Origin of the sequence: Streptomyces sp. NPDC127038, from assembly GCF_042725875.1 — a bacterium.
Lineage (GTDB): Bacteria > Actinomycetota > Actinomycetes > Streptomycetales > Streptomycetaceae > Streptomyces.
This window is the reverse complement of sequence record NZ_JBHXDQ010000046.1, coordinates 56,345-75,960: the sequence shown is the minus strand read 5'-3', so window position 1 is coordinate 75,960 and position 19,616 is coordinate 56,345. Positions and strand designations below refer to the sequence as shown.

The window sequence follows — 19,616 nt, the reverse complement described above, 5'->3', positions numbered from 1 at the left end:
GAACCGGTACAGGTTCTCGCCACGGCCCGTTCGCCGTCCCGGCCGGGTCAGGAACGGCCGGGGCACGGCGGTCCTACAGCACGAGGGACAGCAGCAGCACGAGTCCTCCGGCCATCACCGAGATGATCGTCTCCATGACGGACCAGGTCTTCACCGTCTGGCCGACGTCCAGGCCGAAGTACTCCTTCACCAGCCAGAAGCCGGCGTCGTTGACATGGCTGAAGAACAGCGAGCCCGCGCCGATCGCGAGGACGAGCAGGGACGTGTGGGTGGTCGACATGTCGGCCGCGAGGGGTGCGACCAGACCGGCCGCCGAGATCGTCGCGACGGTCGCCGAACCGGTCGCGAGCCGGATCGCCACCGCGATCAGCCAGGCCAGCAGCAGCGCGGGGATCGACCAGTCCTTGGAGATCTCCAGGATCATCTGGCCCACACCGGAGTCGATCAGCGTCTGCTTGAAGCCGCCGCCCGCGCCGACGATGAGCAGGATGCCCGCGATGGGCGCCAGGGACTTCTCGACGGTCGTCGAGATGCGGTCCCGGGTGAAGCCGGCCGCCCGGCCCAGCGTGAACATGCCCACGATCACGGCCGCGAGCAGCGCGATCAGGGGCGCCCCGACGACGTCGAAGACACGCTGGGTCATGTTCGCCGGGTCGTCGACGACGATGTCCACCAGCGCCTTGGCCAGCATCAGCACCACCGGCAGCAGCATGGTCGCGAGGGTCGCGCCGAAGCTCGGACGCTTCTCCAGGTCCTCCGAGGCGCGCGCCGGGACCATCCGGTCGGGGGCCTGGACGTCCACCCAGCGGGCCGCGTACCGGGAGAACACCGGCCCGGCGACGATCACCGTCGGGATCGCGACCAGGACGCCGAGGGCGAGCGTGATGCCGAGGTTCGCGTGGACCGCGTCGATCGCGACCAGCGGACCGGGGTGCGGCGGGATCAGACCGTGCATCACCGAAAGGCCCGCGAGCGCCGGGATGCCGATCCGCATCAGCGAGTAGTTGCCGCGCTTGGCGACCATCAGGACCACGGGGATCAGCAGCACGATGCCGACCTCGAAGAACAGCGGCAGTCCGATCACCGAGGCGATCAGCACCATCGCCCAGGGCATGGCGCGACCGCCCGCCTTGGCGAGGATCGTGTCGACGATCTGGTCGGCGCCGCCCGAGTCGGCGAGCAGCTTGCCGAGGATCGCGCCGAGGGCGATCAGGACACCCACACCGGCCACGGTCGAGCCGAGTCCGGTGGTGAAACTGACGATGACCTTGTCGAGCGGGGCACCGGCGAACGCGCCGAGGGCCAGCGAGCCGATGGTCAGGGCGAGAAAGGCGTGCAGCTTGAACTTCGTGATGAGCAGGACGATGACGGCGATGCCCGCCAGCACGGCTATGCCCAGTTGAGCGTGGCCCGCCGAGGTGATCGGTTCGACGGTGTCCGCTGCCAGCATCTCGACACTGAGTCTGGTCACGGTTGTTCCCTTGCTTGAGAAACGGACGCGGGGAAGGTGGTGCGCGCTGCCGCAGGCGACAGCGTTGTCACGGGTACGGGTACGAGGTGTGCGGTGGTGCGGTGCGGGGGTGCCGGACCGGGCCCCGGGCGCCGAGCGGGTGCCGGGGCGGGGGTGTTAGGGGCGGGGCGCTTCGAGGGCGGCGAGCGCCGTCACGGCCCGCTCGGTGATCTCGGCGGGCTCGCCCGACACGTCCACGTCGACGCCCGCCTCGTCCGCAGCCAGCGGCTGGAGCGTGGCGAACTGCGAGTCCAGGAGCGCCGTGGGCATGAAGTGCCCCTTGCGGTGGGACATCCGGTTCTCGATGAGCTCACGGTCACCGGTGAGATGCACGAAGACGACCCCGGGCGCGGCCGCGCGCAGCCGGTCCCGGTAGACGCGCTTGAGCGCCGAGCTGCTGACCACTCCGCCGAGTCCGGCCCGGCCGTGCGCCCAGTGCCCGATCGCGTCCAGCCACGGCCACCGGTCCTCGTCGGTCAGCGGCGTCCCGGCCGACATCTTGGCGATGTTGGCCTGCGGGTGGAAGTCGTCGCCCTCGGCGTACGGAACGCCGAGCCGCGCCGCGAGCAGCGGACCGATGGTGGTCTTCCCGGTGCCTGCGACGCCCATGACCACGACGACATGGGGGGTGGGACTGTGCTGCATCACGCTCTCGCTGTCTTCGTCGACATCTGATGTCGACGCCACTGAAACGCATTAGGTACGACAAATTCAAGAGTGTGTGACGTATAAGTCTGACTTTTTAATCGTGACGTCCGCCTCGTACCCTGACCCCATGAGCACACGGGACCGGGGGCTGCACGGACAGGTACTGGAGTCCCTCGGGCCGGCCATCACGGCGGGCGACTACCCGCCGGGGAGCGTGCTACGCACCGACGAACTCGCCCAGCGCTTCGAGGTGTCCCGCTCCGTGATGCGCGAGGCGGTCCGGGTGCTCGAATCCATGTACCTGGTCGAGTCCCGCCGCCGGGTGGGCGTGACGGTCCGCCCCAAGTCCGAGTGGAACGTCTACGACCCCCAGGTCATCCGCTGGCGGCTGGCCGGCGCCGACCGTCCCCACCAGCTGCGTTCCCTCACCGTCCTGCGCTCGGCGATCGAACCCGTCGCCGCGGGACTGGCCGCGGCGAACGCCACCGCCGAGCAGTGCGCGGAGCTCACCGCCTGCGCGCTCGGCATGGTCGCCACCTCACGCGGGCAGCAACTGGAGCGCTATCTGGTCCACGACGTCGCGTTCCACCGGGTGATCCTCAGGGCGTCGGGCAACGAGATGTTCGCCCGCCTCGGGGACGTCGTCGCCGAGGTCCTGTCCGGCCGCACCCATCACGACGTCATGTTCGAGGACCCCGACCCCGCCGCCGTCACCCTGCACGTCCAGCTCGCCGAGGCCGTCCGCGAGGGCGACGCCCCGCGCGCCGAGCGGCTCACCCGGGAGATCACGGCCGGCGCGCTCCAGGAACTGGACGTCCTCGCCCCCTGACCCGGTGCGGGCGACCGTGGGCCGGCGCGTCCGCGCCCGCCCGGCGCCCGGACGGGGCTCAGTCGAGGAACTCCCCGTCCAGGTACACCCAGGCCCCGTCCACCCGCTCGAACCGGCTCCGCTCGTGCAGCGAACCGCCCCGGTAGGACGCCCGGAACGTCACGGTCCCCGTGGTGTGGAACGCCGAGCCCTGGCCCGTGTCCAGGATCTCCAGACCGCTCCACCGCATCCCCGGGTCGAACTCCACCCGAGGGGGCCGCGTCCGCGGATGCCAGGTGCGCAGCAGGTACCCCTCGTCCTCCTTCACGAAGGCGCAGTAACGCGACCGCATGAGCGCCTCGGCGGTCGGCGCCGCGGCCTCACCGCGATGGAAGCGCCCGCAGCAGCGCGCGTACGGATCGGGGAGCCCGCAGGGGCAGGAACGGCTGGTCATCGTGTCACTCTCCCCGGACCCTGGCCGAGTCCGCGCCGGGCGGCGGATACGTGGGCGGATAGGCGGGCCGGGCCGGGAACCGCGGCCCGGCCTCCGGCGGCTGCGGGGCGGCCTCCGGCAGCGGCGGCAGCGCCGTCCCGTACAGCCACGCCGCGAACAGCTCGTCCAGCGGCTCGGCCGCGTAGCGCGAGACGTGCGCGGTGAAGACGGACGTGGTGACCGTGCCGCCCCGGTGCAGCGCCGCCCAGCCGCGCAGCATGCGGAAGAACGCCTCGTCGCCCAGCGCGCAGCGGATCGCGTGCACCACGAGCCCGCCGCGCTGATAGAGCCGGTCGTCGAACATCAGCTTGCGGCCCGGGTCCGACAGCAGCAGATCCTGCGGCAGCGCGGCCAGCTTCCGGTGCGCGGCGGCGGCCAGCTGACGGGCCGGGCGCCCGCCGGAACGTTCCGACCAGAGCCATTCCGCGTACTTCGCGAGCCCCTCGTTCAGCCAGATGTGCCGCCAGTCAGCGATGGTCACACTGTTGCCGAACCACTGGTGCGCCAGCTCGTGCGCGATCAGCCGCTCGGAACCCCGCGCCCCGTCCACATGGTTGGCGCCGAACAGCGAGAGCCCCTGCGCCTCGACCGGGACGTCGAGCTCCTCCTCGGTCACCACCACCGCGTACTCGCCGAACGGATACGGCCCGAACAGGTCCTGGAACAGCTCCATCATCGCGGGCTGCCGAGCGAAGTCCCGGGAGAACTCCGGGAGCAGCTGCGCGGGCAGGTACCCCGACTGCGGTACGCCCCCGAGGCCCGGATCGCCGAGCAGCACCGTCTGGTACTTGCCGATCGACAGGCCCACCAGATAGCTGGAGGTCGGAGCGGGCTGCTCGTACACCCAGGTCGTCGTCGACGCCTTCGTCGTCCGCGTCAGCAGACGCCCGCCGGCCACCACCGCGTACGCGGACGGCGTGGTGACCGAGATCTGGTAGGCGGCCTTGTCGGCCGGCCGGTCGTTGCACGGATACCAGGACGGAGACCCGACCGGCTGGCTCGCCACCAGCGCACCGTCCTCCAGCTCCTCCCAGCCGAGCCCGCCCCAGGGGCTGCTCACCGGCTTGGGGTTGCCCGACCAGTGCACCTCGACGGTGAAAGCGGCACCGGCCCGCAGCGGCTTCGGCGGACGGATCCGCAGCCTGCCGCCCCGGTGCGTGTAGTGCGGCGCCTTGCCGTCGACACGGACCCGGCCGATCCGGAAGTCGGCCAGGTTCAGCTGGAACTCGGTCAGCGCGGAACGGCCCGCTATGGCGTTGATCCGCGCGGTGCCGGACAGCCGGTTCGGGCCGGGGCGGTAGTCCAGCGCGAGCTCGTACCGGTGCACCCGGTAACGGGGATCTCCGTTGGCCGGGAAATAGGGGTCCGGTCCCGCTGTCTGCTGAACGCTCACTGCTGCGACTGCTCCCTGCCCTGTGCTCGACTGCCGCTGTACCGCCCTTCGTGTCCGATCAGGTCGAATCCGCTACGAACGCCAGGCCTCGATCGGGTTGCCCAGCCAGCGGGTGTCGTCGGGAACGGACTCCGCCGCCATCACCAGCGACGCGGGACCCAGGGTGGAACGGGCCCCGACGGTGCTGCCGGGCAGGACGATTCCGCCCGGACCCAGAGTGGCGCCCTCACGGAGGTCCACAGTATCCGTCCGCAAGATCCGGTCGTGGAAGAGGTGGGTCTGGAGCACACAGCCCCGGTTGACCGTGACCGCGTCGCCCAGCGTCACCAGGTCCGTCTCGGGAAGCCAGTAACTCTCCACCCACGTACCCCGGCCGATCCTGGCGCCGAGCCCCCGCAGCCACGCCGTCATCAGCGGCGTACCGGGCACGGACCCCGCCAGCCACGGCACGGCGACGACCTCCACGAAGGTGTCGGCCAGCTCGTTGCGCCACACGAAACCGCTCCACAGCGGGTGCTCACCGGCGCGGTGCCGGCCCACCAGCACCCACTTCGCCACGACGGACACCACACACGCGAGCACGCCCGCGGTCAGCAGCACCACACCCGCGAACGCCCACGCCCACGGCCCGAGCGCGCACAGCGCGGCGACCGTCAGCACGGCCAGCGCCGCCGAACAGAACACCGGCACCAGCCGGCACAGCTCCACCAGTCCACGCGCCCACAGCAGCCGGGCCGACGGCTCGTACGTACGGCTCTGGTCGCCGCCCTGCGCCGCACGCGGCAGCTTCATCGGCGGCAGCCCCAGATACGAGCTGCCCTTCTTCGCCTTCTTCGGCGTCGCAGACAGCACCCCGACCAGACCCCCGTCCGGCACGCTGCGGCCCGGGGCGGTCATCCCGGAGTTGCCGAGGAACGCCCGGCGCCCGATCTCGGCCCGGCCGATCCGCATCCAGCCGCCACCGAGCTCGTACGGAGCCGTCAGCGTGTCGTCCGCGAGGAACGCGCCGTCGCCGACCGTCGTCAGACTCGGCAGCGCCAGCACGGTCGAGACCTCCGCGCCCCGGCCGATCCGCATCCCGAGCAGCCGCAGCCACACCGGCGTGATCAGCCCGGCGTACAGCGGGAACAGCGTCTCCCGCGAGCGGTCCATCAGCTGTGTGACCGTCCACGCCTGCCAGCCGATCCGGCTGTGCGTGGGATGCGTGCCCTCGTGCAGCCCGAGACTCAGCAGCCGTACGGAGACCAGGAGCAGCAGCGCGTACGCGAGGCCGAACGCGAGCGTCGCCGGAACCAGGGCGAGCGCCGCACCGCGGAGCGCCGCGCCGAGCCCGGCGTCCGCGCCCACGAACACCCGGGCCACCAGCAGCGCCGCGACGGCCGCCAGCACCGGCAGCGCGCTCAGCCCGAGCCCGGTCGCGCCGTACATGGCCCGCCAGTACGTGCCCCGCTGCGGCCGGTCCTTCGGCCAGGCGCGCTTGGCCTTGCCCAGCTTGACCGCGGGCGCGCCCGCCCAGCGCTGCCCGGTCGGGATCTGCCCGGTCACGGCGGAACCCGGCGCCACCTCGGCCCGCTTGCCCACCCGCGACCCGGGGAACAGGATGCTGCGCGTCCCGACCACGGCACCGGCGCCCACCTTCACCGCGCCGATCTCCAGCCGGTCACCGTCCAGCCAGTACCCCGACAGGTCCACCTCCGACTCGACGGCGGCACCCCGGCCCATCTTGAGCATGCCGGTCACCGGCGGCAGCGAGTGCAGGTCCACGTCCGGACCGATCCGGGCGCCCAGCGCACGGGCGTACCGCTCCAGCCAGGACCCGGTCAGCGAGGTCGCGCCACTGAACGCGGCGAGCCGCTCGGCCGTCCACAGCCGCAGATGGACGCTCCCGCCGCGCGGGTACCGGCCGGCCCTCACCCCGCGCAGCAGCAGCCGCGCGCCGCCCGCCGCGACGGCGAGCCGTCCCGGCGGGCTGTACAGGACCAGAGCGCCGGCGCCCACCAGCCACCACGAGGCGCCCGGCGCCCACGGGTACGGGCCGAACAGGTGCAGTACGTTGCCGAGCGCGGCCAGCGCCACCGTCCAGCGCAGCCCGAGCAGGGCGAACAGCGGGACCAGGATCAGCAGCTGGACCAGCTTGGCGCGCAGCGGGACCGGCGCGATCACGCGCTCCGCCCCGTCGTCCTGGCCCGATCTCTCCAGATGCCGGGCCAGCTTGCGCAGCACGGGCTGCTGGTAGATGTCGAGCACGGCGGCGCTCGGGTAACGGGCGCGCAGCCGCGTGGTGAGCTGGGCGGCCGCCAGACTGGAGCCGCCGATCGCGAAGAAGTCGTCGCCCGCGCTCCCGACGGGGATGCCCAGGACCTCGCTCCACTGCTCGGCGAGCCAGGCCTCGGTGCCGTACAGCTCCTCCTTGGCACCGCCGGTCTCCAGCCCCTCCAGCGGCCAGGGCAGAGCGTTCCGGTCGACCTTGCCCGACGTCCGCGTCGGCAGGTCACCGACCGGCGCGATCAGCGGGACCAGCGCGGCGGGCAGTTCGGCGCGCAGCTTCTCGACGGCTGCGGCCTGGTCCCAGCCGTCCTGGGTGACGACATAGCCGACCAGCAGCTGATTGCCGCCGCGCGCGGTCCGTACGGCGGCCGCGGCGCCCGCGACCCCGGGCAGCGCCTGGAGCGCCGCGTCCACCTCGCCGAGTTCGATCCGGCGTCCGCCGAGCTTGATCTGCTCGTCGGCCCGCCCGAGGAAGATCAGCCCCTCGGGTTCGGCCTTGACCAGGTCACCGCTGCGGTACGCCCGCTCCCAGCCCAGGGAGGCGAGCGGCGCGTACTTCTCGGCGTCCTTCTCCGCGTCGAGATAGCGGGCCAGCCCGACCCCGCCGATCACCAGCTGGCCACTGCCGCCCATCGGCACCGGCTCGCCGGCCTCGTCCACGACCGCCAGCTCCCAGCCGTTCAGCGGCAGCCCGATCCGGATGGGCTCCTCGCCGGTCAGCAGCGAGGCACAGGCCACCACGGTCGCCTCGGTCGGCCCGTAGGTGTTCCACACCTCGCGGCCCTCGGTCACCAGGCGCTGGGTCAGCTCGGGCGGGCATGCCTCGCCGCCGAAGATCAGCAGCCGTACCTCGTTCAGGGTCTCGGGCTCCCACAGCGCGGCCAGCGTGGGCACGGTGGAGACGACGGTGATCTCCTGCTCGACCAGCCAGGGGCCGAGGTCGGCGCCGCTGCGCACCTGGGAGCGGGGGACGGGCACCAGACAGGCCCCGTACCGCCAGGCGAGCCACATCTCCTCGCAGGAGGCGTCGAAGGCGACGGACAGGCCCGCCATGACCCGGTCACCCGGGCCGATCGGCTCCTCGGTCAGGAACAGGCTCGCCTCGGCGTCCACGAAGGCGGCGGCGCTGCGGTGGCTCACGGCCACGCCCTTGGGCTTTCCGGTGGAACCGGAGGTGAAGATGATCCAGGCGTCGTGTTCGACGCTCGGCCGCCCGGCCGGGACCTCGGAGCGGCCGGTGACGGTCAGTTCGTGTCCCGCGCCGACGACCGCGCGCACCCCGGCCTCGGAGAAGACCAGCTCGGCCCGCTCGTCGGGGTCCTCGGCGTCCACCGGGACATAGGCGGCCCCGGCCGCGAGGACGCCGAGGATCGCCACGTACAGCTCGTTCGTGCCGGACGGGACCCGGATGCCGACCCGGTCGCCGAGACCGACCCCGGCCGCCGCGAGCCGCGAGCGCATGGCGTCCACCTCGGCGGCCAGGGCGCGGTACGTGAGGGCGCGCCGGCCGTCGTCGAGGGCGGGCTCGTCCGGGTACGCCCGTACGGAGGCGTCGAGGATGTCGACGAGCGTGCGCGGGGAGGCGGCGGAGGAGGCGGAGAAACGCGCCTGGTCACCGAACTCCGCCCGCACCTCGTCGTCGGACAACGCGAGTGCGGGGCTCTGCTGGAGGGCTGCCATCGGGTCCTCACGTGTTGTTCCCGGATGCTCCGGGGAGCCGGTGGGCCCGCAGGTACGCCTGGGGATATTCCGGTCCAGCTCCGAACAAGCCTGCAATTTTAGTACGACGCTAGCTTCGGACCTGCGGATCAGCGATGCGGAGCGGTCCGCAGGGGGTCTTCCGGGCTCCTCCGCCAGCGCTGTGACGTGGGAACATGTCAGCGTGACGAGATCTGCCCCACATCTTTCCGTAATCCCGTGAACACAGCGAGCGAGGGCCCCGATCCGGTGATCGGGACCCTCGCTCGCCGTTCCGGGTGACGCTGAGCGGCGTCGTTCCCCGGGGCGGTCCGGCCGGGTCAGCCCGTGGCGCAGGAGACCGTGGGCCAGGTCCAGGTGCCGTTGGTCTGGACGGTGACGCCGAAGGTGTTGCCGCTGCCGTTGGGCCTGGCCGTCAGGACCTGGGCGCTGGGGTAGCTCGCGCTGATGTTCCAGGTCGAGAGGATCTTCTCGGGAGCGGGCACGTTCATGGTCACGGTCCAGTTGCTGGAGCCGGTGACCGTGACGTTGAGGTTGTAGCGGTCGCTCCACTGCTGTCCGGCGGACAGCGTGGCGGTGCACCCGCCGGAGCCGCCCCCGCCACCGGTGCCGCCGCCGTCGGGGGCCACGGCACGGCCGGTCGCCGGGGAGATCATCCCGGCGCACAGGCCGCGCGAGGCCAGTCCCTGCGCGATGCGCGGGATCGCGGCGATCGTGTTCGCCGGCCAGTCGTGCATGAGGATGATCTGGCCGCTGGTGAGCCGGCCGGCCGCCTGCACGATCGCGTCGGTGCTCGCGCCGTTCCAGTCCTGCGAGTCGACGTCCCAGATGATCTCGGTCAGCCCGTACTGGGCCTCGACCGCCTTCAGCGTCGCGTTGGTCTCCCCGTACGGCGGACGGAACAGCTTCGGCGTCCCGCCGCCGGCGGCGGCGATGGCCTGCTGGGTCCGGGAGATCTCCGAGTCGATCTGCGCCTGGCTCTCCTGGGTGAGATGCGGATGGGTGTAGCTGTGGTTGCCCACCCACATGCCGGCGTCGACCTGGGCCCGTACCTGGGCGGGGTTGGACGCCGCGTACTGGCCCTCGTTGAACATGGTGGCCCGCAGCCCGTTCTGCCTGAGGGCGTTGAGCAGGGTCGGCGTGGTGCTGGAGGGTCCGTCGTCGAAGGTGAGTCCGACGTACCCGTTGCAGGTCGCGGCCTGTGCCGGTGCGGAGCCGAGGGCGAGGGTGCCCGCGGCGGCCGTCGCCACGACGGCCAGTCCCGTGACGAGCGTGCGTAACGGGCCGAGTCGTCCGGTTCCGGTGCGGAATCTCATGCGAAGTTCTCCTTCGGCCTGGTGGGGGGCGGGGGTCAGCTCGCGGTGCAGGAGACCGTGGGCCAGGTCCAGTTGCCGTTGGCCTGGACGGTGACGCCGAAGTTGTTGCCGCTGCCGTTGGGCTTGGCGGTGAGGACCTGGGCGCTGGGATAGCTCGCGCTGATGTTCCAGGTCGAGAGGATCTTCGCCGGCGACGGCACGTTCATCGTCACGGTCCAGTTGCTGGAGCCGGTGACGGCCACGTTGAGGTTGTAGCGGTCGCTCCACTGCTGTCCGGCGGACAGGGTCGCGGCGCACCCGCCGGAGCCCCCTCCGCCACCGGTGCCGCCTCCGGACCCGCCGCCCGATCCGGCGTCGCCGAGGGTGATGCTGGAGTTCCCGCTGCTCTGGTAACCCTCGGTGGCGAGGATCATGTAGTAGTTGAAGCTGCCCAGGTTCATTCCGGCGCGGGCCCAGGCGTCGAAGTGGTTCCCGGTCGTGATGGTCCCGCCGGTCCGCTTCGACTGGCGGACGCTCCAGTACTGGTCGAAGGTGCGGGTGCCCTCGACGGAGGGGGCGTTGGTCCGGGTCGTCTTGTAGATGTCGTAGGTGCCGCCGTCGCTGGTGACGGTGCCCATGAGCGTCCCGGTGGGCCGGTAGGTGCCCCAGTTGTCGACGATGTAGTACTCGACGAGCGGGTTGGACGTCCATCCGTAGAGGGACAGGTAGGCGTTGCCGGACGGGTTGAAGGTGCCGGAGTAACTGACACTCCTTCGTCCGCCGTTGCTCCAGCCCTTGCCGGCGACGAAGTTGCCGGTGTTGCTCCACGTGGTGCCGTAGGTGCCGCCGGAGCCCAGGTTCATGGACACCGTTCCGGGGCTGTCTGTCCAGAACGAGTAGTAGTACCCGTTGTTCGTCCCGGTCTGGTTCGAGGTGACGACCGTGTCCGCCAGGGCGGTGCCGGGCAGCGTCATCGCCGCCACGGCGACCAGCAGCATGGTGCAGACACCGCTGATGAGCAGCCTGACGTGGCGGAACGTCCCTGAACGACCGCTACGAACGCGCGACGGGTGTGCGGATGCGTCGGTCATGTGCGTTCTTCCTCCTCGTTCTCGTGAGGTGGCGCGCTGTGAATCGCGAACAGTGTTGAACTGGCCCTGTCAAGTGTCAATACTTTCGACGCGATGGGCGAAACATTCGTCGCACTCCATGGGATCGCGAGAGAGTGTCATGCCTGTTCAGTGGGGTCGTTCGCCTCGCTCGACAAGGGCCGGTCACCGAGGGGTCGCCTGTCAAGATCAATGTGGGGCGAGATGTTTTCGAAAGTTTCGAAGACTTCCCGAATGGTTCGGAGGAAGTCGAGGTCGGATCCGCCGGGTGCACCGCACCCGGAAACGCAAAAGACCCCACCGAAGTGGGGTCCTGCTGGTGTCCGAGGGGGGACTTGAACCCCCACGCCCGATAAAGGGCACTAGCACCTCAAGCTAGCGCGTCTGCCATTCCGCCACCCGGACAAGGTGTCTGTCGCGCGGGGTTTCCCTCGCGGCGACAGGTGAAACATTACCAGGCTTTCGAGAGTCCCCGATCACCCCCCTCGTGGCGTGAAAGACGCGTGACAGGAGAGGCCCGCCCTTGGGGCCGGAGGCCGGTCGGGGGGAGGATGAGGAGGACCACCAGCGGCCACAGCGGGAGGAAGCGGCGTGAGCGAGAGCGGCACGACCAGGAACGTCACGGGCGAGGACGAGGTCGTGGACCTCTGTCGTGAGCTGATCCGGATCGACACCAGCAACTACGGGGACCACTCGGGCCCCGGTGAGCGCAAGGCCGCGGAGTACGTCGCCGAGAAGCTCGCCGAGGTCGGCCTGGAGCCGCAGATCTTCGAGTCGCACCAGGGGCGTGCCTCGACGGTGGCCCGTATCGAGGGTGAGGACCCGTCGCGGCCCGCGCTGCTCATCCACGGCCACACCGACGTCGTACCGGCCAACGCGGCGGACTGGACCCACGACCCGTTCTCGGGCGAGATCGCCGACGGGATGGTCTGGGGCCGTGGCGCGGTCGACATGAAGGACATGGACGCCATGACGCTGGCGGTCGTACGGGAGCGGATGCGTAGCGGCCGCAAGCCCCCGCGTGACATCGTCCTGGCCTTCCTCGCGGACGAGGAGGCGGGCGGCACGTACGGCGCCCGGCACCTGGTCGACAAGCACCCGGACCTCTTCGACGGCGTCACCGAGGCGATCGGCGAGGTCGGCGGGTTCTCCTTCACGGTCAACGAGAAGCTGCGGCTGTATCTCGTGGAGACCGCGCAGAAGGGCATGCACTGGATGAAGCTGACCGTGGACGGCACCGCCGGGCACGGTTCGATGATCCACAAGGACAACGCCATCACCGAACTGTCCGAGGCCGTCGGACGGCTCGGCCGGCACAAGTTCCCGGTGCGCGTCACGAAGACCCTGCGGCACTTCCTCGACGAGCTCGGCGACGCGCTGGGCACGGAGCTCGACCCGGAGAACATGGACGAGACGCTCGCCAAGCTCGGCGGCATCGCCAAGCTCATCGGCGCCTCCCTCCAGAACACCGCCAACCCGACCCAGCTGGGCGCCGGGTACAAGGTCAACGTCATTCCCGGGCAGGCCACCGCGCATGTCGACGGGCGGTATCTGCCGGGCTACGAGGAGGAGTTCCTCGCCGACCTGGACCGGATCCTCGGCCCCCGGGTCAAGCGCGAGGACGTCCACGCGGACAAGGCCCTGGAGACCGGCTTCGACGGCGCCCTCGTCGACGCCATGCAGGTCGCGCTCTCGGCCGAGGACCCGATCGCGCGTGCCGTGCCCTACATGCTCTCGGCCGGCACCGACGCCAAGTCCTTCGCCGACCTCGGCATCCGCTGCTTCGGCTTCGCGCCGCTGAAGCTGCCCCCGGAGCTGGACTTCGCGGGCATGTTCCACGGTGTCGACGAGCGGGTGCCGGTGGACGCGCTCCAGTTCGGCGTCCGCGTGCTCGACCGGTTCATCGACGCTTCGTGACGTGCCGCCGGCGGCACGCACCGGCCCCGTACCGCCGGGCCGCGCTGCCGTGCCGCCGGGCCGGTACGCCGCTGGGCCGGTACGCCGTGCCGCCGGGCCGGTACGCCGTGTTGACGTACCGGTGCGGCGTGTTGACGCCGCCATTCGCCCGGGCGTGCGGAGATCGCCCGGGACGGGTGAATGCGACCATAAGCCCATAGCTCTACTACTCCCTCCTCGTTACAGGTGTTGCGATCCGCTGCTTTGGACCGCATTTGCCTACCAGGAGGAATAATGATCAAGAAGATCGTCGCCGCCGCTGTCGCCACGAGTGGTCTCGTTCTCGCGGGTGCGGGTCTGGCCGTCGCCGACTCCGGTGCGCAGGGTGCCGCTGTGGGTTCCCCGGGCGTCGCCTCCGGCAACGTCGTTCAGGTTCCCGTCCACGTTCCCGTGAACGTCTGCGGCAACACGATCTCCGTGATCGGGCTGCTGAACCCCGCCTTCGGCAACACCTGCTTCAACCACTGACGTTGCGCCTCTTCGTGAAGGTCTGAGCCGTCCGCCCCGGAGTGCGCGCCATGCGCTCCGGGGCCGACCGGCTTCCCGCGCACGTCATGTGGCGCGCGCGTGCTCTCGATGGTCCACGTCCCAAGGACTGTTGGTCCACGTCCCAAGGACTCAAGACAGGGATTCAGCTATGCGACAGGTCACCCGCAAGGGCCTGATGACCGTGGCGGCGGCCGGTGGTGTACTCGCGGTCACCGCCGTCTCCGCACACGCCGACTCGGGCGCGATCGGCTCCGCGTCGGACTCTCCCGGCGTGCTGTCGGGCAACACGGTGCAGGCTCCGGTGCACGTTCCGGTCAACGTCTGCGGAAACACCGTGAACGTGGTCGGGCTGCTCAACCCGGCGATGGGCAACACCTGTGTCAACCACGGCGGCGGTTCGTCCGACCACCGGGGGACCGGCTCGGGCGGCGGCTCACGGGCCGGCGGCGGCACCGCCCACTCGCCGGGGGTGGGCTCCGGCAACCACGTACAGGTTCCGGTCGACGTCCCGGTCAACGCCTGCGGCAACAGCGTGAACGTCGTGGGGATCGGCAACGCGGCGGCGGGCGACAGCTGCGCCAACGGCACGCCCACCGGCGGCCACGAGACGCACCACCCCGGACACCCCGGCCGGCCCGGGCATCCGGGTCACCCCGGCCAGCCTGGGCACCCGGGGCACCCCGGTGAGCCCGGCCACCCGGGACACCCCGGCCACCCCGGACACCCGGGTCACCACGGCGACTGCGAGCACCCGGGACACCCCGGTCACCCCGGTCATCCCGGACACCCGGGCGAGCCTGGACACCCCGGACACCCTGGTCACCCGGGACACCCTGGTCACCCCGGCACGCCCGGAACCCCCGGTCGGCCCGGCACTCCCGGAACCCCTGGCACCCCCGGGACGCCGGCTCAGCCCGGTACCCCCGGGCACCCCGGCACCTCCACCTCGGGCGGCGGCAAGCACCGGAGCGGTGTCGTGCAGGTCGGCCGGCCGGGCGCGCGGGCCGTCGTGCGGACCCCGGCCGTGGACAGCGCGGCGCAGCTGGCCCACACGGGAAGCGACCTGCCGGTCGGCGCGGTCGTACCGGCGGGAGCCGCCGCGCTGCTGGCCGGTGCCGTGCTCTACCGCCGGGCGCGCGCCGCGGCGTGACGCGGTACGACCCGGCGTGACGCAAGCGGTGCGATGATCGCATCGGGACGTGAGGCGTGAGGACGACCCGATGACGACGCGGAGCGCGCAGCCGTGATCGCCGTGCGGCACGGCCGCGACCGGGGTACCACGGCCCGCTCCGTGACGTGCGTGACGGTGCGGGCCCCGCGACGACGGGGCCCGCAACGGCCTCAGCGGCCGTCCGTCACCACGTGGCGCGTACCTGGCGGATGATCCGTCGGCGCAACCGCACTCTGCGGCTGCCGTCACGGAGCAGGCTCAGGCGGTCCAACTCCCAGTGTCCGTACTCGGCATGGTCCGTCAGCAGACGTGTCGTCTCCTTGCGGGAGACCCCGCGAGGTACGTACACGTCGACAAATTCGTATTCCGGCATCGCATCTATTGTGCGGGCACGGGCCCGGTACGGATAGCGTCTGCACTATGTCTGATGCTGTGCAGCCCACCGCTGCCGAGGTACGCGCCGCCGCTGAGGCTGTCAAGGCCGCGCTCGACCGCCACCTGGCCGCGGTCGAGCGCAGGACGGGCGATGACGACCCGGACGTCTACGAGGCTTTCAACGAGCTCGCCGCGGCGGCCGAGGAGTACGACGAGCTCCTCTACGACCGCTACGACGAGGTCACCCCCTTCGAGATCCCCGGGGGCGACGACACCCTGCCGCCGTACACCGGTCCCGAGGAGCCGAACGCGGTGAGCGTGGTGATCCGCCGGGACTACGCCGTGGTGGAGCCGCAGCGGCTGCTGGCCCAGGCCCAGCGGGTCGAGGCGGTGGAGGAGGACGGCGCCACCGTCAGCGAGGGCTTCGACGCTGCCGCCGGCACCGTCCACGGAGCGCTCGGGGTCCTCTTCGGAGAGTTCGAGCCGGACGAGATCGCCACCCGGCACAAGGAGTTCGGGCTGGAGGAGGGCGACTCCACCCTCTGGGTGACCGCCGCCGACGAACCCGCCGAGCCCGGGGAATGGCTGGAGACGCCCTTCGAGTCGATCGACCCGCAGCGGGTCGTCTGCCGCTTCGACGTCAGCGCCGTGTTCGACGAGGACGCGGACGACGACGATCTGGAGGACGACCTCGGCTCCGACGGCGACCTCGACTCCCTGGACCCGCTGGACGCGGACCGCTGATCCCGGCCGGGCCCGGAACGTCGTACGGGGGTGGGGGGGGGCGGGGGGCGGGGGGGGGGCCGCCCCCCGCGCGGGGGGGGGGGGCTCGGCCGGCCGGCGCCCGCGGCCCCTCCGCCCGCGCGCGGCCGCCCCCCCCCCCCCGCGCGCCCCCCACCTCGTGCGGGGGGGGGGGCCCCCCCTCGCCCCGCCCCCCCCCCACCCCCGCGTTTCCGTTGTCCCGCAGTCTCCGCCCGGGGCAGCACGGCAAGTCTCCGCCCGGGGCCGTGCGGCCGGGACGCCTCCCGCCGCCGGACGGACAGCACGCGCCGGGCGTCGTACGGCCCGTCCCGTACGACCCCGTCCCGTACGGCCGTCCCGGGGGGCGAACCCCGGGGGCGGCCGTCGCAGGGGCGTCCGGCGCCGACGGATCGCGCCGACCGATCAGTCCGCCGTCGGCGTCTGCGCCTTCAGGAGGGCCTGGAGACGCGTCGTACGCGGCTTCTGGGGGACCTCCGCCACCGCGTGCGGCAGCGCCTGCTCCACCCCGTGCACGACCGACAGATGGCGCTCGGCCCGGCCGAAGGCCGTGTAGATCCAGGGCCGGGACAGGGCCGCCGCCGCGTCGCCCGGGAGCACCACGACCGCGGCCGGCCAGCGCAGCCCCACCGCCTGGTGCGCCGTGAGCGCCCAGGCGTGCCGCACGGTCTGCTCCACGCGCTCCTTCGCCACGACCACGGGGCCGCCCGCGCAGTCCAGGTGCAGCCCCTCGGCGTCCGCCTTCACGACCCGGCCCGGCAGCACCCGGCCCGGAGCGGGGGAGTGGACGATCCGGTCGCCGGGATCGAACCCGCCGAAACGGCCGGGACCGGGATTCAGCCGCTCCTTGAGCGCGGTGTTCAGCGCGCGGGTACCGGCCGCGCCCCCGTGCCCCGGGGTGATGACCTGCGTCTGCTCGGGCGGCACGCCGATCGCACGCGGCACCGAGTCCGCGACGAGCTGGACCGTACGGTGGACCGCCTCGCCCGCGTCGCGCACCGGGACGATCACGACCTCCTTGCCGGGCGCCTCGACCTGGTTCAGCTCCCCGATGCCGATCCCGGAGACCAGTTCCCCGATGGGACCCGGGTCAGGGGTCCGCGAGGCCACCTGCGGACAGGCCCGGGTGGCGAGCAGATCGGCGAAGACCCGGCCGGGGCCCGCCGACCACAGCACACCGGGATCGCCGCTCAGCACGAGCCGTGCCCCGTCCGGAAGCGACTCCACGAGCATCGCCGCCGTCTCCACGTCGAGCTGTGGCGCGTCCAGGACGACCAGGACGTCCAGGTCGAGGGCGCCGTCCGCGTCCCGGCCCGGTCCTTCGGTGCCGGAGAGGAGCCCCGCGACCGTGGCGGCCCCGGTGGCCGGGCCGCCCGTGGCACCGTCCGCGGCGTCCCCTGCCGGTTCCCGCCGGGCCGCGAAGCCGTCGCGCCCGCCTGCGGTGTGCGCGGCGGCCCAGCCGCGCAGGCCGAGCGCGCGGGCCGCGTGCAGCAGCGCCGCCGCCTCGGACCGCGAGGCCTCGCCGCCGGTGTGCAGCACCAGACCGTGTCCGGCGACCGCGCGGACCAGCTCTCCCGCGGAGCGGGGGGCCGAGGCCGCGGCCCGCTCCCAGTCGGCGGCCGAACCGTCCTCCTTGGGCACCGAGTTCATCAGCCGGGCGAGTCCGTCGGCGAGGCTCTCCTCGGCCAGCGCGTACCGCTCCAGGCCGATCAGGATCCGCACCGGGCGCTCCTGCGGCTCCTCCGTGTCGTCCTCGGCCGCCTGGGCCGGGACCGGGGGAGCGTCGTCCAGCGCGTCCTGGAAGACCAGGGCCTCGCCCTCCGCGAGAGCGCTCTGCACGGCCTCGTCCGGGTCCGGGACCGTGTGCCGGGAGAGCGCCGCGGCGAGGGCCGGGGCGTCCAGCGCGGTGTGTCCGGCGACGGCCGCCTGCTCCAGCAGCCACACGGTCAGTGCCGTGCCACGGCGTTCGTCGTCCGGGCGGCACTCCGCGCCGAGGAGCGCGCGGGCGAAGCCGTCGGCCTGCTCGGGCCGCACTCCGGGCACCCGCAGCAACTGCCAGGGGTCCTCGCGCAGCAGGCCTTCGGCGCCCTCGCCCAGGACCGCGACGACCGGGGCCGCGAGCGCTTCGGGCGCGCCGCCCCCGGCCAGCACGCCGCGGACGGCGGCGACGGTCTCCGGTGCGCCGGGCGCCGGCGCGGTCAGCGCGGGGACCGGCTGCGGCCTCCGTACGGGCTCGGGCGCGGCCCTGCGCGGCGCCGGATCGGGCTCGCGGAACGCGGTGGTCACGGGCTTCTCCCCGCTCTCCACCGCCCGCACCGCCGCGAGCAGGTCAGCGGCCGTGCCGCTGAGCTTGCCCCCGGCCTCGATCGGCGCCTGCTTCTCCGCCTTGCGCCGCTCGATCCGCTCCCGCTCCACCCGCTGGGCCGCGAGCTCGGCGGCGGCCTCGGAGAGCTGCGTGCCGCCTTCGCCGCCCTCACCGGTCCCGGCCGTCCCGGCGTCCGGCTCCGTGCCCTCGCCCGCGGGGACGTCCCCGTCCCCGGAGCGGGCTTCCGCCCCGTCCACGCCCTCGCCCGTCGGCTCAGGGGCGTCGACGGCCGTGTCCGCGCCCGGCGTCCCCGGCTCCGCGTCCTGGGTGGTCTCGGGCTCCGTGCTCACAGCGTGCTCCAGTCGTGATCGGGATAGTGGTGCACCGGGGCCGACACGTCGTCGAGCGCCCGGCAGATCTCGTCAGGAAGACTAAGCGCCTCCACTGACAACGCGGCCGTGAGCTGCTGGGCGTTGCGCGCGCCGACGATGGGGGCGACGACCCCGGGCCGGTCGCGGACCCAGGCCAGTGCCACCTGGAGCGCGCTCACGGCGAGACCGTCCGCCGCGGTCGTCACCGCCTCCACGATGCTGCTCGCCGTCTCGTCCAGATACGGCGCGACGAACGGCGCGAGGTGTTCCGAACCGCCCCGGGAGTCGGCCGGGGTCCCGCCCCGGTACTTGCCGGTGAGCACACCGCGCCCGAGCGGCGAGGAGGGCAGCAGGCCGATGCCCAGGTCGAGGGCGGCGGGCAGCACCTCCCGCTCGATGCCGCGCTGCAACAGGGAGTACTCCATCTGCGTACTGGCCAGCCGGGTGCGTATGCCGGGGGCCGCGAGCTGCCAGGTGGCGGCCTTGGCGAGCTGCCAGCCGCAGAAGTTGGACACGCCCGCGTAGCGCGCGCGGCCGCTGCTGACGGCCAGGTCGAGGGCCTGGAGGGTCTCGTCGAGGGGTGTGTCCGGGTCGTAGGCGTGCACGTGCCACACGTCCACGTGGTCGGTGCCGAGACGGGCGAGCGAGGCGTCCAGGGCCGACAGCAGATGGCTGCGCGAGCCGTCGAAGCGGCGGTCCGGCTCGCGCACGCTCCCGGCCTTCGTCGAGATGACCAGGTCCCGGCGCGGAACGAGCCGCTCCATCAGCTGTCCGAGGAGGTACTCGGCCTCCCCGTCGCCGTACACGTCCGCCGTGTCGACGAGGTTCCCGCCCGCTTCCCAGAACGTCTTCAAGAGGTCCGCGGCGTCATGCTCGTCGGTGTCCCGGCCCCATGTCAGGGTGCCGAGACCGATCCGGGAAACACGCAGGCCGGTACGGCCGAGATGCCTCTGCTCCATGGACGCCGA

At 72.4% G+C, this 19,616-nt stretch carries 15 protein-coding genes and 1 tRNA gene; 5 read left to right on the top strand and 11 right to left on the bottom strand.

Annotated elements, in window-relative coordinates:
• Positions 1-73 precede the first annotated feature (73 nt).
• On the bottom strand, positions 74-1,471 hold the full coding sequence (locus ACFWI4_RS27530) for a GntP family permease (protein WP_387201210.1): 1,398 nt from the start codon (positions 1,469-1,471) through the stop codon (positions 74-76).
• A 156-nt stretch (positions 1,472-1,627) separates the two neighbouring features.
• Positions 1,628-2,155 (bottom strand): gluconokinase, encoded by a 528-nt coding sequence (locus tag ACFWI4_RS27525; RefSeq protein WP_387201207.1) that lies wholly within the window; start codon positions 2,153-2,155, stop codon positions 1,628-1,630.
• A gap of 130 nt (positions 2,156-2,285) precedes the next feature.
• Between ACFWI4_RS27525 and ACFWI4_RS27520 the strand changes: the two genes are divergently transcribed.
• Complete coding sequence (locus ACFWI4_RS27520) at positions 2,286-2,987, top strand: FadR/GntR family transcriptional regulator (RefSeq protein ID WP_387201204.1); 702 nt, start codon at positions 2,286-2,288, stop codon at positions 2,985-2,987.
• 58 nt (positions 2,988-3,045) lie between these two features.
• Here ACFWI4_RS27520 and ACFWI4_RS27515 read toward each other — a convergent pair whose 3' ends face one another.
• The 6 genes from ACFWI4_RS27515 to ACFWI4_RS27490 all read right to left on the bottom strand — a co-directional run bounded on the left by ACFWI4_RS27515 (position 3,046) and on the right by ACFWI4_RS27490 (position 11,627).
• Positions 3,046-3,420, bottom strand: a complete 375-nt coding sequence (locus ACFWI4_RS27515; RefSeq protein WP_387201201.1) for a YchJ family protein — start codon at positions 3,418-3,420, stop codon at positions 3,046-3,048.
• Positions 3,421-3,424: 4 nt separating this feature from the next.
• Complete coding sequence (locus ACFWI4_RS27510) at positions 3,425-4,852, bottom strand: M1 family metallopeptidase (protein WP_387201198.1); 1,428 nt, start codon at positions 4,850-4,852, stop codon at positions 3,425-3,427.
• A gap of 72 nt (positions 4,853-4,924) precedes the next feature.
• Complete coding sequence (locus ACFWI4_RS27505; protein ID WP_387201195.1) at positions 4,925-8,800, bottom strand: Pls/PosA family non-ribosomal peptide synthetase; 3,876 nt, start codon at positions 8,798-8,800, stop codon at positions 4,925-4,927.
• 338 nt (positions 8,801-9,138) lie between these two features.
• Positions 9,139-10,134 (bottom strand): polysaccharide deacetylase family protein, encoded by a 996-nt coding sequence (locus tag ACFWI4_RS27500; protein ID WP_387201192.1) that lies wholly within the window; start codon positions 10,132-10,134, stop codon positions 9,139-9,141.
• Between the two features lie 35 nt (positions 10,135-10,169).
• Positions 10,170-11,111, bottom strand: coding sequence for a glycoside hydrolase family 11 protein (locus tag ACFWI4_RS27495; RefSeq protein WP_387201213.1), 942 nt, complete (start codon positions 11,109-11,111; stop codon positions 10,170-10,172).
• Between the two features lie 428 nt (positions 11,112-11,539).
• Positions 11,540-11,627 (bottom strand) — tRNA-Leu (locus ACFWI4_RS27490).
• A 186-nt stretch (positions 11,628-11,813) separates the two neighbouring features.
• Here ACFWI4_RS27490 and ACFWI4_RS27485 point away from each other — a divergent pair.
• From ACFWI4_RS27485 to ACFWI4_RS27475, 3 genes are all read left to right on the top strand, one after another.
• On the top strand, positions 11,814-13,139 hold the full coding sequence (locus ACFWI4_RS27485; RefSeq protein WP_387201189.1) for a M20/M25/M40 family metallo-hydrolase: 1,326 nt from the start codon (positions 11,814-11,816) through the stop codon (positions 13,137-13,139).
• A gap of 273 nt (positions 13,140-13,412) precedes the next feature.
• Positions 13,413-13,646 carry a chaplin ChpH gene (chpH, locus tag ACFWI4_RS27480; RefSeq protein ID WP_339128361.1) on the top strand — a complete coding sequence of 78 codons (234 nt, stop codon included), beginning with the start codon at positions 13,413-13,415 and terminating at the stop codon, positions 13,644-13,646.
• 169 nt (positions 13,647-13,815) lie between these two features.
• Positions 13,816-14,817, top strand: a complete 1,002-nt coding sequence (locus ACFWI4_RS27475; protein WP_387201186.1) for a chaplin — start codon at positions 13,816-13,818, stop codon at positions 14,815-14,817.
• A gap of 205 nt (positions 14,818-15,022) precedes the next feature.
• On the opposite strand, the gene ACFWI4_RS27470 is transcribed toward ACFWI4_RS27475, so the two are convergent.
• Complete coding sequence (locus ACFWI4_RS27470; protein ID WP_081223519.1) at positions 15,023-15,211, bottom strand: DUF5703 family protein; 189 nt, start codon at positions 15,209-15,211, stop codon at positions 15,023-15,025.
• 47 nt (positions 15,212-15,258) lie between these two features.
• Here ACFWI4_RS27470 and ACFWI4_RS27465 point away from each other — a divergent pair, with 47 nt between their 5' ends.
• Complete coding sequence (locus tag ACFWI4_RS27465; RefSeq protein ID WP_387201183.1) at positions 15,259-15,957, top strand: hypothetical protein; 699 nt, start codon at positions 15,259-15,261, stop codon at positions 15,955-15,957.
• Between the two features lie 420 nt (positions 15,958-16,377).
• On the opposite strand, the gene ACFWI4_RS27460 is transcribed toward ACFWI4_RS27465, so the two are convergent.
• Together ACFWI4_RS27460 and ACFWI4_RS27455 are read right to left on the bottom strand one after the other, a co-directional pair.
• Positions 16,378-18,627, bottom strand: coding sequence for a helix-hairpin-helix domain-containing protein (locus ACFWI4_RS27460; RefSeq protein ID WP_387201180.1), 2,250 nt, complete (start codon positions 18,625-18,627; stop codon positions 16,378-16,380).
• Positions 18,624-19,607, bottom strand: a complete 984-nt coding sequence (locus ACFWI4_RS27455) for an aldo/keto reductase (RefSeq protein ID WP_387201177.1) — start codon at positions 19,605-19,607, stop codon at positions 18,624-18,626. The genes ACFWI4_RS27460 and ACFWI4_RS27455 overlap by 4 nt, the downstream gene beginning before the upstream one ends.
• Between the last annotated feature and the right edge of the window lie 9 nt (positions 19,608-19,616).

Excerpts from the sequence above, each read along its gene's own strand:
- ACFWI4_RS27525 (WP_387201207.1), bottom strand. The coding sequence starts at position 2,155 with ATGCAGCACAGTCCCACCCCCCATGTCGTCGTGGTCATGGGCGTCGCA.
- ACFWI4_RS27470 (WP_081223519.1), bottom strand. The coding sequence starts at position 15,211 with ATGCCGGAATACGAATTTGTCGACGTGTACGTACCTCGCGGGGTCTCC.
- ACFWI4_RS27515 (WP_387201201.1), bottom strand. The coding sequence starts at position 3,420 with ATGACCAGCCGTTCCTGCCCCTGCGGGCTCCCCGATCCGTACGCGCGC.
- ACFWI4_RS27495 (WP_387201213.1), bottom strand. The coding sequence starts at position 11,111 with ATGCTGCTGGTCGCCGTGGCGGCGATGACGCTGCCCGGCACCGCCCTG.
- ACFWI4_RS27520 (WP_387201204.1), top strand. The coding sequence starts at position 2,286 with ATGAGCACACGGGACCGGGGGCTGCACGGACAGGTACTGGAGTCCCTC.
- ACFWI4_RS27500 (WP_387201192.1), bottom strand. The coding sequence starts at position 10,134 with ATGAGATTCCGCACCGGAACCGGACGACTCGGCCCGTTACGCACGCTC.
- ACFWI4_RS27475 (WP_387201186.1), top strand. The coding sequence starts at position 13,816 with ATGCGACAGGTCACCCGCAAGGGCCTGATGACCGTGGCGGCGGCCGGT.
- ACFWI4_RS27455 (WP_387201177.1), bottom strand. The coding sequence starts at position 19,607 with ATGGAGCAGAGGCATCTCGGCCGTACCGGCCTGCGTGTTTCCCGGATC.
- ACFWI4_RS27465 (WP_387201183.1), top strand. The coding sequence starts at position 15,259 with ATGTCTGATGCTGTGCAGCCCACCGCTGCCGAGGTACGCGCCGCCGCT.
- chpH (WP_339128361.1), top strand. The coding sequence starts at position 13,413 with ATGATCAAGAAGATCGTCGCCGCCGCTGTCGCCACGAGTGGTCTCGTT.
- ACFWI4_RS27505 (WP_387201195.1), bottom strand. The coding sequence starts at position 8,800 with ATGGCAGCCCTCCAGCAGAGCCCCGCACTCGCGTTGTCCGACGACGAG.